The sequence below is a fragment of the Asticcacaulis aquihabitans genome (genome assembly GCF_032490435.1).
Lineage (GTDB): Bacteria > Pseudomonadota > Alphaproteobacteria > Caulobacterales > Caulobacteraceae > Asticcacaulis.
The window spans coordinates 141000-154711 of the sequence record NZ_JAVGWM010000001.1 but is presented as its reverse complement, the minus strand read 5'-3'; the positions used below and the strand labels follow the sequence as shown (position 1 = coordinate 154711).

Genomic DNA, 13712 nt, shown 5'->3' with positions numbered 1-13712 from the left:
GGAAGATCTGAGGATTTTCGGCGTAATGGATGATGACAGATCCGGATCTCCCGTGTTGGCGGGCAGGCCGACTGCATCGAGGGGAGTAGTCGTGCATGAAGCGCGCGTTTAAGGCCAGCGATACCCAGACCTCGCTATTTGATGCTTTGATCCAGGCTCAGAAGCGGTTCGGGTCCGACAAGGTCATCATTGAAGATCAAGATCGCAAGCCCCTGTCTTACGGCATGTTCCTGGCGGGTGTTTTTGGCCTGTCGCGCCTGCTAAAACGCCACTTGGGCGACGAAGGCCGCGTTGGCATGATGCTGCCGACCTCGACCGGTGGCGCAGTGTCCTTTTTCGCCCTGCATGCACTGGCTAAGGTGCCGGTCATGATCAACTTCACCTCCGGCCAGGCCAATGTAAAGGCAGCCGTGCAGACGGCACAGATCAAGACCATCCTGAGCTCCCGTCGGTTTATCGAAAACGCCAAGCTCGAAGATCTCGTCGATTCGATGAAGGCCTATGTTCGGATCATCTATCTCGACGACATCCGCAAAGAAATTACCACGACGGACAAGCTGTTCGCGCTGGCAGCCTCTAAGGTCCCCAGCCTGTTCGCGAAGAAGACAAAGGCCTCCGATATTGGCGTCATCCTGTTCACCTCTGGCAGTTTCGGCAGCCCGCGTGGCGTGGTCCTGACCCAATCTAATCTGGTGTCCAACACCCGCCAGATTGAAGCCCATATCGAACTGAAACCGGAATGGGTAGCGTTCAACCCGATGCCCATCTTCCACTCTCTTGGCCTGACGGGCGGCGTTATACTCCCCTTGCTGGCGGGGCTACGCAGCTTCCAGTACCCGTCTCCCTTGCACGTTAAGGTCATTCCCGGGCTCCTGAAGGAATCGAAGGCCTCCTTGCTGTTTTCGACCGACACCTTCGTCAATCAGTACGCACGGTCAGGTGAACCCGAGGACTTTAAGACGCTAGAGTTCGTCGTATGCGGGGCCGAGAAGGTGCGCGACGAAACGCATAATCTCTTCCAGACTCAGTTCGGCGGCGTGCCGATTCTCGAAGGCTACGGCGTCACCGAATGCTCACCGGTGGTGGCGGTCAACTTCCCCGACAATAATCGCTATGGCACCGTCGGCAAGATGTTGCCCGAGATGGAAGCCCGCTTGGAACCGGTCGACGGCATTACGGGCGGTGGACGTCTGTGGGTCAAGGGACCGAACATCATGGGCGGCTATATCAATATCGATCGGCCGGATGTCATCGAGGCACCTAAGGACGGCTGGCACGACACGGGCGATATCGTCAATATCGACGACGAAGGCTTCATTCGCATCATGGGCCGCGCCAAGCGCTTCGCCAAGATCGCTGGTGAGATGGTGTCACTGACCGCTGTCGAGCGTATCGCCGAAGAAGTCTGGCCCGATAATCGTCATGCCGTTGTGGCTATTTCGGATGACAAAAAGGGTGAACGCTTGGTCCTCATCACCGACAAGGACGATGCAGATGTGTCGCGCCTCACCCATTGGGCGAAGGAAAACGGCGCCCCGGTATTGGCGATACCGAAGAAGATTCTGAAGGTCGAGACCGTGCCCGTTCTGGGATCCGGCAAGACGGACTACGTGACCTTGCAAAAGCTAGCTGAAGTCGATTCCAAAGCCGCCTGACTCCCATACATTTCAATGAATACAGAAGTATTTGACGCAGGCAATTTAGTTAACCATAATGTTGAATATCTACGCTTTCGTTAAAAATATATTTCACCCCCTGGAAGGAAGCGAAAAATTAACTTTTTAAATCAATTAACTATAATATTTCTGTAAAATAGGAAATAAAAATGCAGATGAAGTCGTGACCGCAACACTCGAACAAACCCTGGCCGCGCTGGCTGATCCCAGCCGAAGACGCGCTATAGACCTGTTGTGCGAAGGCCCTTTGACCGCCGGCGAACTGGCGCGCGAAATCGGCCTGACTCCGGCTGCGCTCAGCCGGCATTTGCGTATTCTCAAGGGCGTCGGCATGATCACAGAAGTCCCCCTTTACAGCGATGCCCGCCTGCGTGCCTACGCGCTGCAGCCGCAACCGATGGCGACCCTGAAAACCTGGCTGCTGCAAAATGAGGCGCGCTGGATGCAGCAGATGGACGCCCTGTCGCGAAGCGCCAAGTCGGTCTGATGACGTCACATTGACAGCATGGCCTGTCCGCGATATGCGGCAATCATGGCCAAGGCGAATGTCATCACCCGGGCGTCACGCGATTCAGAAGTTCGCTTCTGGGCGTGCGTCGCTGTGGTCATGGCGCTGTTCACGCAGATCCTGTTTCCACCGCAGGTCATGGCCATGCCATCGCGCCAGGGCGTGCAGATGGTTTTGTGTACCGCGGGGATGGATGCTCAGCCCATCGTCGATCAGGCCGCGACACAGATAATCAAGTCGGCACCCAAACCTGGCCTTGCCGGGCTGAAATGCGCCCAATGCGTGCTGGCCTCCGTCATCGCCGTCGCCACGCCGATGCCGGTATTCGAACCGGCCGTTTATAGCGTCACGCACGCTGACTTCACGCCGGCTGTCGGCGCATCTCCGGTAAAGGCCCGCGCGCCCCCTCGCCCGCATTCGTGCGGTCCCCCGTCCCAGTCCTACGCCTGATAACCACGCAAAGGTTGTCGCACGTCTTATTCGAAAAGTGGCCTCCACTTTGTCGGGACGTGCTCTGGCCTTTGCGTTTCCTCATGCCTTGTCTGGAACGGACACACAAAATGAAACTTACCTATAGCCGCGCGCTCGTCATCGCGCTTGTCAGCTCTGCTTCCCTCCTGCCCTTCCTCCCCTTTGCCGCCCGTGCGGATACCACCGCCACCGACGACGGCGATACGCCGAAAGAGGTGATCGTCGTTGGTCAGAAAAACACGCCCATCACGGTCGCGCCGCGCGGGCTGTCGGTTTCGCTGGGTCATGATCAATTCGAAGCCATCAATGCGGTCAATGTCGAAGACCTGATGAAATACGCGCCGAACTTTTTCGTGCGCAAACGCTTTATCGGTGATGACAATGCTGTGGTCGCTCTGCGCGGCACCAACACGATTCAGAGTGCCCGCACCCTGGTATTGGTGGACGGCTATGTCGTTTCCAACTTCCTGGGCAATCGTTGGGACTACCCACCCAAGTGGAATGTTGTGGGACCATCTGAGGTTCGCCAATTCGATATTGTCTATGGCCCCTACTCTGCCCGCTACGGCGGCAACTCTATGGGCGGCGTCGTGTCCATAACAACGGAAACACCGAAACGAAACGATGTTTACGCTACTGCCCAGACCTTCGTCATGCCGTTCAAGGAATATGGTTTCGATCAGACGTTCAGCGGCTACAGTTTCGAAGGCGGCGCGGACTACAAATCGAAAACAAACGGCCTGTCGGCGCGCGCCTCCTTCCGCCATTTCGAAAATACCGGCCAGTCGATGACGTATAATCTGCTGACCAAATCGACGGCTGCGGGAACCTATATCCCGGTGACCGGCGCCTATGCCGATCCCCGCCTGGCAACACCGGTTTTCGGCGCCGCCTCACCCGTCGATGTCGTTCAGGACCAAGCGCGCCTGCGTGTCGGTTATGCCTGGGACAATGGCTGGAAGGCCGATGCCCTTATGATGTTGTGGCGAACGGCCCAGGACCTTAATGATGCGCGCTCGTGGCTGACCGACAGCGCTGGCAACACCATACTGACGACCGCGGCGGGCACAAAGGTTCGCTTCAATGGCGTCAACTATATCGCAAAGGGCGTCACCTATTCCACGATGGACCGCAATGAAAGCCTGACCGGCGCAAAACTGTCAGGCAGCCTGAGCGGATGGGACGTGACCACCAACCTGTCGCATTACGACATCGGCAAGTGGGACGCCCGCACCTCCCTGGATATGGTCGGCGCCAACGGGCAACAGACCGTTTATGATCACCCTGGCTGGTGGACCTTCGACAGCACCATCGAACAGGCCTTTGGGCACCACGATCTGGCGTTTGGCGTGACGTCGAACCAATATGCCACGGACGCCACCACTTACAACACCACCAACTGGCGCACGGCATCGGGCGCGGTCTTCAGTTCGCGCACGTTCGGCAAGACGGCTATTTCCGGCCTGTTCGCCGAAGACCAGATTGATCTGGAAAAAGCCGTCCTGACACTCGGACTGCGCTATGATGACTGGCGCGCCTTCGACGGCGGTATTGCCGCCAATGGCGTTACCAAGGCCTATGCCAATCGTCGCGACAACGCCTGGTCGCCGAAGATCAGCCTGCAAGGCGATGTCGGCGCCTATAACCTTCAGCTCAGCGCCGGAACTGCCACGCGCTTTCCCACAGTCGGCGAATTGTTTCAGGGACGTATCAATGCCGGGCAGACCGAAATCGACCCAACCAGCTTCGATCCTAACCTGAAACCCGAAGTGTCGCATGATCTCAGCCTGATCGCGCGCCGCCGGCTCGACCGGATTGTCCTGACCGGCAGTCTGTTCGGTCAGTCGATCGACGATGCGGTGTTCAGCTATCAAGGCGTCCTGGACGATGGTACGGTCGTGTCGCGATACCAAAATATAGATCACATGGAGCAATATGGTCTGGAGCTCATTTTCGAAGGCCACGACCTGATTATTCCCGGACTGACTGTTGAAGCCAGCGCGTCATGGATGGATGCCCATACGACGCGCAACCGTTCCGCACCGGCATCGGAAGGCAAGCAGTTCCCGCGCATCCCCAGATGGCGCAGCAACGGTAACCTGCGCTACGCCTTTACGCCGAAGCTGAAAGGGTCGGTCGGCTGGCGTGTCGCGTCCCGACCGAATTCAGACCTGTTCGGGCTGGTGCGGGGGGATGCCTATGGGTTCCAGACCGAATACGCCTTTGTCGATGCCCGCATCAGCTATGACATTACCAAAACGACCCAAATCAGTTTCGGCGTTGATAACGCCAACAATGATCAGGCCTATGTCTCGCATCCCATGCCACAACGCACCTTCATGCTTGAACTGAAATATCGGAACTAGGTCATGGAAAAATCGAAACAAAAGATCATCGACTATCGCATGTTTTGGCGTTGGCACTTCTATGCCGGCCTGGTCTGCATTCCCTTTATCGTCATCCTGTCGATCACCGGCCCGATCTATCTGTTCAAGCCGCAGATCGAAGCTGCAATCGATGCCCCCTACGACCACCTGCCGTTTGCCGGGGCACCGCAATCGGCGCAGGCCATGGTCGCGGCGGCAACCGCTGCCGTGCCAGGGGCGCGTTTCAAAACCATGGAAGTCCGCCCAGACCCGCACGATGCTGCGCGCATTATCGTCGTTAAAGGGGGCGAAAAGACCCGCGTCTACGTCCACCCCCTCACCTTGCAGGTCTTAAAGCAGGTGCCAGAAGACGCGCGGTTCATGGCCGTCGTCAAAGACATCCACGGTGAATTGTTCGCCGGACGCTTCGGTCAGGTCATCGTGGAGCTGGCGGCCTGCTGGGCCATCGTCATGATCCTGACCGGCCTATATCTATGGTGGCCACGCGGCATAAAGGGCATTGCCGGATTGCTCTACCCGCGTCTGGGCATGGGCACACGTATCTTCTGGCGCGACATTCATGCGGTCGTTGGCATCTATGTCTCGGCATTTGCGCTTTTCCTTCTTATCACCGGCCTGCCCTGGACCTATGTCTGGGGCAATGCCTTCAAAAGCGTCCGAGCCATTGGCAGCCATGCCACCGTCAGCCAGGCGTGGAGCCAGGGGCGTGCCGACGAGCATAGGGCGACCCGTGCCGAAGGCAGCGGCCATACCGACCTTAGCCGCCTGGATGCGCTGATCGATACATCGCGCGCACTCAACCTGCCCCCACCGGTTCTATTATCCGCCCCGGCCAAATCAGACACCCTGTGGAAATTGCAGTCCGATACGGGTAATCGGCCGCAACGCGTTACCCTGATGATCGATCCGATGATGCAGGACGTAATCAGCCGCGAGGATTTCCATGACAAGAAGGCGCTGGATCAGGCGGTTGGCTACGGCATTGCCGCGCACGAAGGCCAGTTGTTCGGCCCGTTAAATCAGGCGCTGGGCGTCCTTACCGCCATCGGCTTAATGACCCTGTGCGTCAGCGCCATCGTCATGTGGTGGCAACGCCGGCCCTCAAGCGAGCTGGGCGCACCGCAGATATTGCCGGATGAACGCCTTGCGCCCGGATTGGCCGTAATCATCATCGCCCTGGGTATTTTCCTGCCCGTACTGGGGATTAGCCTGATCGTTGTCGGGCTCTTCGAAGGACTGGTTCTGAGGCGTATTCCCGCCGCGCGCCGGTGGTTGGGCTTGAAGACTACCTAACAAAAAAGCCGCCCCGAAAAGGAGCGGCTTTTTCAATGGTATATGTGCCTGATCTTACAGGTTGATCATGCGTCCATCGGCGTCCAGCGAGGCTTCCAGGATCGCCTCCGACATGGTCGGATGCGGGAAGACGGTCCCTTGCAGGTCCTCTTCGGTCGCTTCCATGGTAATAGCCAGACAGAAGCCCTGCACCATTTCCGTGACGTTCGCGCCAATCAGGTGCGCGCCGAGCAAGGCGCCGGTCTTCTTGTCGAAGATAACCTTGACGAAGCCGCCCGGTTCACCCGCCGCGATGGCCTTACCGTTGGCCTTGAACGGGAAACGACCAATCTTGACGTCCAGGCCCTTTTCCTTGGCGCCCTGTTCGGTGATACCGACGGAGGCGACTTCAGGCGTGGCATAGGTACAGCCGGGGATCGGCGGATTGAGGTTGGACAGCTTGCGGCCGGCCATGTAGTCGGCTGCGTGCACAGCTTCGTGCGACGCCTTGTGTGCCAGCCAGGGCGGTCCGGCGCAGTCGCCGATGGCATAGAGGCCCTTGACGTTGGTCTTGCCGTGGCTGTCGTTCTTGATGTGACCACGGTCCATCTCGACGCCCAGTTTTTCCAGGCCGAGGTTTTCCGTGTTGGCCACGATGCCGACGGCAACGATGCAACCTTCGGCAGTCAGGATCTCCGACTTGCCGCCGACTTCAACGGAAACATTGACGGCATCGCCCTTCTTTTCGACCTTGGTCACCTTTGCGCCGATGCGGAACTTGAAGCCGCGCTTTTCAAAAGCCTTCTGGGCTTCGGCGGAAACTTCCTTGTCCTCGACCGGCAAAATGCGGTCGAGCGCCTCGACGACCGTCACTTCGGCGCCGAGTGAGCGATAGAAGGATGCAAACTCGATGCCGATGGCGCCCGAGCCGATAACGACCAGGGACTTCGGCATGCGGTTGGGCGACAAAGCATTGCGGTAGGTCCAGATGCGATCGCCGTCCGATACCGCGCCAATGGCCGGAATCTCACGGGCGCGAGCCCCAACCGCCAGCATGACATTCTTGGCTTCGACGACCTGTTCGCCACCCTTATTGAGCTTGACGATGACCTTGGGCGCGTCCTTGCCGGGTTCCAATGTGGCGAAGCCTTCGATCACGTCGATCTTGTTCTTCTTCATCAGGTAACCGACGCCGCCATTCAATTGCTTGGCGACGGCGCGCGACCGGGCGACGACCTTTTCGAAGTCGAAACCGGGCTTTTCCCCTGTCAGGCCGTAGTCGCCGAGATGATTGATCTTATCAAACACTTCGGCCGACTTGAGCAGGGCCTTGGTCGGGATGCAGCCCCAGTTCAGGCAGATGCCGCCGAGCAGTTCACGCTCGACGATGGCCACCTTAAGGCCGTTTTGCGCGGCGCGGATAGCCCCTTCGTAACCGCCGGGGCCAGAGCCGATAACAACGAGATCATAAGCCATTGTTTTCAGCTCCTTACGCCAACATCTTGATAGGATCTTCGAGCAGTCCCTTCAGTGCGGTAATATATTTCGCACCGATAGAACCGTCGACCACGCGGTGATCGCAGGTCAGCGTGACCGTCATCACCGTGGCGACGGCAAGCTGGCCATTCTTGACTACCGGACGCTGTTCACCGGCGCCAACCGACAGGATGCAACCTTGCGGCTCATTGATGATCGAAGCGAACTGCTTGATGCCAAACATGCCCAGATTGGACACCGAGAAGGTGCCGCCCTGGAATTCTTCGGGCTTCAGCTTGCGCTCGCGTGCACGAGTGGCCAGATCCTTCGTTTCCTTGGCGATCTGGGCCAGGGACTTGGTTTCGGCCTTACGAATGATCGGTGTGATCAGGCCGCCGTCAATGGCCACGGCCATGGCAACGTCGGCATTGTGATGCAGGGCAATGCCATCCGGCGTAAACGACGCATTGGCTTCCGGCACCTGCTTGAGCGCCAGCGCCACCGCCTTGATAACGATGTCGTTGACCGAGACCTTGACGCCCTGGGATTCCAGCGCGGTGTTGATCTTGGTGCGCGCTGCCAGAAGGTTGTCGAGTTCGATGTCGACGGTCAGCGGGAAGTGCGGGATATCGCGGAAGCTGTCGGTCAGGCGGCGGGCAATGACCTTGCGCATGCCATCGAGCGGGACTAGGTCGTAGGAACCGGCCGGGATGCCCAGTTGTTCCAGCGACTGCACCTTACGCGGTTCAGCGGCCGGAGCGGAGTTGCTCGCGGCAGGCGCGGCCTTGCCCGTACCACCAGCCAGGGCGGCTTCGATATCGCGCTTGATCACACGGCCATGCGGACCGGAGCCCGGAATAGCCTTGAGATCGAGTTTGTTGATTTCGGCCAGACGACGCGCCAGCGGCGACGCGGCGACGCGTGCCCCAGAAGACGTAGCAGCAGACGTGGCAGCCGGCGCAGACGCCGCAACCGGAGCGGCCTTGGCCTGTTCTGTCTGCTTGGGCTCGGCCTTGGCGGCTTCGGTGGTCTTGGGCGCTTCCACCGCAGCCGGTGACACCTTGGAGGCAGGCGCCGCATCGCCACCGGACAGGCGGGCGATCGGCGTGTTTACCTTCACGCCTTCGGTGCCGGCTTCGATCAGAATGGCTTCCACCGTGCCTTCATCGACGGCTTCGACTTCCATCGTCGCCTTGTCGGTTTCGATTTCGGCAATCACGTCGCCGGCGGAGACAGTATCTCCGACCTTGACGTGCCACTTGGCGAGAATGCCCTCTTCCATCGTCGGAGACAGGGCGGGCATCAGGATATCGGTCATGTGCGCTTCCCTTACTTGTACGAGACTTGCTTGACGGCGGCGATGATCTTTTCAACGCTGGGCACAGTCAGGGCTTCTAGGTTGGCGGCATACGGCATGGGCACGTCTTCCTGGTGAACGCGAGCGGGCGGCGCGTCGAGATCGTCGAACGCTTCGGCCGTGACACGGGCGGCGACTTCGGCACCGATGCCGCACGGGCCCCAACCCTCTTCGACCGTAACCAGACGGTTCGTCTTCTTTACCGAAGCGACTACCGTGTCCGTATCGAGCGGACGCAGGGTGCGCAGATTGACGACTTCGGCATCGATGCCTTCAGCGGCCAGTTGTTCGGCGGCCTTCAAAGCGAAACCGACCATGCGCGAGTGCGCAACGATGGTGACGTCCTTGCCTTCACGCTGAATCTTGGCCTTGCCGATCGGCAATACGAAATCTTCCACATCGGGGATTTCGAATTCATTGCCGTACATCATCTCGTGTTCGAGGAACACGACCGGGTTCGGATCGCGGATAGCCGCCTTCAGCAACCCTTTGGCGTCGGCGGCGTCATACGGTGCAAGCACCTTGAGGCCCGGAACGTTGGCGTACCAGGACGAATAGTCCTGGCTGTGCTGGGCGGCGACGCGGGCGGCGGCACCGTTCGGGCCACGGAACACGATGGACGACTTGATCTGACCACCGGACATATACAAGGTCTTGGCCGACGAGTTGATAATGTGGTCGATGGCCTGCATGGCGAAATTGAACGTCATAAACTCGATGATCGGCTTCAGGCCAGCCATGGCCGCGCCCGAACCGATACCGGCAAAGCCCATTTCGGTAATCGGCGTATCGATAACGCGGCGATCACCGAATTCTTCGAGCAGATTGCGCGACACCTTATAGGCGCCCTGGTACTGCGCGACTTCTTCCCCCATCAGGAAGACCGCGTCGTCGCGACGCATTTCTTCGGCGATGGCGTCACGCAGCGCATCACGGACAGTGATCTTCACCATCGGCGTGCCTTCCGGGAATTCCGGATCGTTCTGCGGCTTGGATACCGGTGCAGCGGCCGGGGTGGTGTCGGCGGCTTTCTTTTCGCCGCCTTCCTGGGTCGCGGGCGCATCCGTCGATTGCGCAGGTGCAGGTGCCGGCGCCGGGGACGACACACCGCCTTCAAGGCGGGCGATCGGCGTATTGACCTTGACGCCTTCGGTGCCGGCATCGATCAGGATGGCTTCGACCTTGCCTTCGTCGACAGCTTCGACTTCCATCGTCGCCTTGTCGGTTTCGATTTCAGCGATCACCTGACCGGCGGAAACTTCGTCGCCAACCTTGATCAGCCATTTGGAAAGAGTGCCTTCCTCCATAGTCGGAGAAAGCGCGGGCATGAGGATATCAGTCATGTTGATTTAAGCCTCGGTATAAACGTCGGTGTACAGTTCGGACGGATCCGGCTCGGGCGAGGTCTGGGCGAAGTCTACCGCTTCCAGAACAATGGCCTTCACCTCGTTGTCGATCGTCTTGATCTCGTCCTCGGCGACGCCGGCCTGTTGCAGCATCGTCTTGATATGGTCGATCGGATCGCGGGTCGTCTTGACCTCGTCAACCTCTTCCTTGCTGCGGTACTTGGCCGGATCGGACATGGAGTGACCGCGATAGCGGTAGGTCTTCATTTCCAGGATATAGGGCCCCTTGCCAGACCGGGCATGTTCGGCCGCGCGTTCGGCGGCTTCCTTCACGGCGAAGACATCCATGCCATCAACGGTTTCGCCCGGAATGCCGAACGAAGCGCCGCGCTGCGACAGGTTTACCGTCGCCGAAGCGCGCGCGAGCGACGTGCCCATGGCGTATTCGTTGTTTTCGATCACGTACACAACCGGCAACTTCCAGAGCTGCGCCATGTTGAAGCTTTCGTAGACCTGGCCCTGGTTGGCCGCGCCGTCGCCGAAATAGGTGAAGGAGACGTTGCCGTTCTTCTTATAGAAGTCAGCAAAGGCCAGGCCGGTACCAAGCGATACCTGCGCGCCGACGATACCGTGACCGCCGAAGAAGCCGGTAGCGATGTCGAACATGTGCATCGACCCGCCCTTGCCCTTGGACGAACCGCCCGAACGGCCGGTCAGTTCCGCCATGACGGCCTTCGGGTCCATGCCAGCAGCCAGCATGTGGCCGTGGTCGCGATACCCGGTGATGACCTGATCGCCTTCCTTGCTGGCGGCCTCCATACCAACGGCAACAGCTTCCTGCCCGATATAGAGGTGGCAGAAGCCGCCGATCAGGCCCATGCCGTACAGTTGCCCCGCGCGCTCCTCGAAGCGACGGATCAGTACCATCTCACGGTAATATTTAAGCAAATCTGCCTTGGAGACATTGCTCAGCTTGTTGCCACTGTCGGTCTTGGTGTCTTTCTGGGCGGCACGCGCCATGGACATCTCCCATTACAAAACGACGGCCGCTGTTACGCGCGGCCTTTTAAAAAATGGTGGCGCTTTGACGGCCGGACGGTATGCGAACAAACGCACAGGCCAAATCAAAGGCACACTTCCTTTATGAGAAGCCTGCCTTCGCGTAAAGAGCTAAAGAATGGTCAGGAGTTAGCGTTTTGGACGATCGGTCCACGAATAACGTACGCCTTAGGCTCAGACAGGCCAAGCAGGACGCGGGCACGTTCTTCAAGCAAATCTTTCGACAAATTATCTGTACGCAAGTATTTGGCGCGCGCTTCCAAGTCCGCACGTTCGGTTTTTAGTTGTACGAGCTGACGCTCCTTTACAACCAGTTCCCGATTACGCATCTCTTGAGAAAAGAACCCTTTATCGCCAGTCAGATACTGAACGCATACATAGGTCAGAACAAGCGTAATAATAGCGGTCGGCAAATACGGCCTCAATCTGAAGAACACTATTTGAGCCCCTTCTGGACTGCGGTAACACTTGAAGACCATTTTTGAGGCGGCACGGTTAACATAGTGTTACTAAACATGTCTGAGTGCACAGAAGAATTTATCGTGATAGGCGGCTGTAAAGATTTGAACATCACGGCGTTTTTATCATTGTTGTCAAAATGTGAGCAGCATTATGCGCTGCGGCGAGTCGCCCCTGCCAGTTCCGCCGGAAACCGCATGGCTAACCAACTGTAAGATTTAATGGTTAGCGGAAGCTTATCGCCTGCGATTTGCATTCAATTACTGCAAAAAAAAGCCCCCTCCCGTACTGCAAAAAAAAGCCCCCTCCCGAAGGAGGAGGCTTTCAAAGAGATGGCGGGCCGAGACACCAGACCCGCAGTTCGCTCTTAGCAGCGGATGACCGAGACGCCGGCATAGACGGCTTCGTCGTCGAGCTGCGATTCAATGCGCAGAAGCTGGTTGTACTTGGCGGTCCGGTCCGAACGGGCCAGCGACCCCGTCTTGATCTGGCCGCAGTTCATCGCAACGGCTAGGTCGGCGATGGTCGAGTCTTCGGTTTCGCCCGAACGGTGCGACATGACCGAGGTATAGCCGGCGCGGTGCGCCATATCGACGGCGTCCATGGTTTCGGACAGGGTGCCGATTTGGTTGACCTTGACCAGGATGGAGTTGGCCATGCCTTCGACAATACCCGTTTCCAGGCGATCCGGATTGGTGACAAACAAATCGTCGCCGACCAATTGGATGCGGTCACCGAGGCGCTCGGTCAGTTCCTTCCAGCCCTCGTAATCGTCCTCAGCCATGCCGTCTTCGATCGAGCAGATCGGGAACTTGTTGGCCAGGTTTTCGAGATAGTCGACCATCTGACCGCCATCGAGAATCTTCTTTTCGCCGGTCATGTTATATTTGCCGTCCTTGAAGAACTCGGTCGAGGCGACGTCCATGGCCAGCCAGAAGTCCGAACCGGCCTTGTATCCAGCGCTTTCGCCAGCCTTCATGATGAAGGCCAGGGCTTCTTCGGCCGACGCCAGGTTCGGCGCGAAGCCGCCTTCATCACCGACATTGGTGTTATGACCGGCAGCCTTCAGCCCCTTCTTCAGCGAATGGAAGATTTCGGCGCCCATACGCAGGGCTTCCGAGAAGTTCTCGGCGCCAGCCGGAACGATCATGAATTCCTGAATGTCGATGGGGTTGTCGGCGTGGGCTCCACCATTGATGATATTCATCAGCGGCACAGGCAGGACGCGCGCACCAAGGCCGCCGACATACTTGTACAGCGACAGGTTCGATGCCTGGGCGGCTGCGCGGGCCGTGGCCAGCGAAACACCGAGGATGGCGTTGGCACCGAGGCGCGACTTGTTCGGCGTACCGTCCAGATTGATCAGGGTCTGGTCGAGACGGCGCTGATCCAGGGCTTCGAAACCGGCGATGGCTTCGAAGATTTCACCATTCACCGCATCGACGGCCTTGCGAACGCCCTTGCCACCGTAACGCTTGGGATCACCGTCACGCATTTCAACAGCTTCGTGGGCGCCGGTCGAAGCGCCCGACGGCACGGCTGCGCGGCCGAAGGAACCGTCATCGAGGGTGACGTCGACTTCGACCGTGGGATTGCCACGGGAGTCGAGGATTTCGCGGGCGACGATGTCGATAATTTCGGGCATGAGGAGTCCTGCTATGTGAGACGTTCGAAAAGACTGCGCTGCATTAGCAAGGACCG

General features: G+C 58.6%; 11 protein-coding genes. 5 read left to right on the top strand and 6 right to left on the bottom strand.

Going from position 1 to position 13712, the window contains the following annotated elements; translation table 11 throughout:
- Nucleotides 1-95: 95 nt before the first annotated feature.
- The 5 genes from RCJ00_RS00755 to RCJ00_RS00735 all read left to right on the top strand — a co-directional run bounded on the left by RCJ00_RS00755 (nt 96) and on the right by RCJ00_RS00735 (nt 6335).
- A complete protein-coding gene (locus RCJ00_RS00755; RefSeq protein ID WP_316219674.1) occupies nt 96-1655 on the top strand; it encodes an AMP-binding protein in 1560 nt (519 codons plus the stop codon).
- Between the two features lie 184 nt (nt 1656-1839).
- A complete protein-coding gene (locus RCJ00_RS00750; RefSeq protein ID WP_316219673.1) occupies nt 1840-2163 on the top strand; it encodes an ArsR/SmtB family transcription factor in 324 nt (107 codons plus the stop codon).
- Nucleotides 2164-2208: 45 nt separating this feature from the next.
- Nucleotides 2209-2634 (top strand): hypothetical protein, encoded by a 426-nt coding sequence (locus RCJ00_RS00745; protein WP_316219672.1) that lies wholly within the window; start codon nt 2209-2211, stop codon nt 2632-2634.
- A gap of 110 nt (nt 2635-2744) precedes the next feature.
- The gene (locus RCJ00_RS00740) at nt 2745-5021 is read left to right on the top strand and encodes a TonB-dependent receptor (RefSeq protein WP_316219671.1); all 2277 of its coding nucleotides are present in this window, start codon (nt 2745-2747) and stop codon (nt 5019-5021) included.
- A 3-nt stretch (nt 5022-5024) separates the two neighbouring features.
- The gene (locus tag RCJ00_RS00735) at nt 5025-6335 is read left to right on the top strand and encodes a PepSY-associated TM helix domain-containing protein (protein ID WP_316219670.1); all 1311 of its coding nucleotides are present in this window, start codon (nt 5025-5027) and stop codon (nt 6333-6335) included.
- A gap of 54 nt (nt 6336-6389) precedes the next feature.
- On the opposite strand, the gene lpdA is transcribed toward RCJ00_RS00735, so the two are convergent.
- The 6 genes from lpdA to eno form a co-directional block, all read right to left on the bottom strand.
- Complete coding sequence (lpdA, locus tag RCJ00_RS00730; RefSeq protein WP_316219669.1) at nt 6390-7790, bottom strand: dihydrolipoyl dehydrogenase; 1401 nt, start codon at nt 7788-7790, stop codon at nt 6390-6392.
- Nucleotides 7791-7803: 13 nt separating this feature from the next.
- Nucleotides 7804-9108 carry a pyruvate dehydrogenase complex dihydrolipoamide acetyltransferase gene (locus tag RCJ00_RS00725; RefSeq protein ID WP_316219667.1) on the bottom strand — a complete coding sequence of 435 codons (1305 nt, stop codon included), beginning with the start codon at nt 9106-9108 and terminating at the stop codon, nt 7804-7806.
- Nucleotides 9109-9119: 11 nt separating this feature from the next.
- Nucleotides 9120-10490, bottom strand: coding sequence for a pyruvate dehydrogenase complex E1 component subunit beta (locus tag RCJ00_RS00720; protein ID WP_316219666.1), 1371 nt, complete (start codon nt 10488-10490; stop codon nt 9120-9122).
- A 6-nt stretch (nt 10491-10496) separates the two neighbouring features.
- Nucleotides 10497-11513: a pyruvate dehydrogenase (acetyl-transferring) E1 component subunit alpha gene (gene pdhA, locus RCJ00_RS00715; protein WP_031239127.1), complete on the bottom strand. Its 1017-nt coding sequence runs from the start codon at nt 11511-11513 to the stop codon at nt 10497-10499.
- Between the two features lie 161 nt (nt 11514-11674).
- Complete coding sequence (locus RCJ00_RS00710) at nt 11675-11965, bottom strand: FtsB family cell division protein (protein WP_316219665.1); 291 nt, start codon at nt 11963-11965, stop codon at nt 11675-11677.
- A gap of 413 nt (nt 11966-12378) precedes the next feature.
- Entirely contained in the window at nt 12379-13656 is a 1278-nt protein-coding gene (eno, locus tag RCJ00_RS00705; protein WP_316219664.1) for a phosphopyruvate hydratase, read from the bottom strand.
- Nucleotides 13657-13712: the final 56 nt, after the last annotated feature.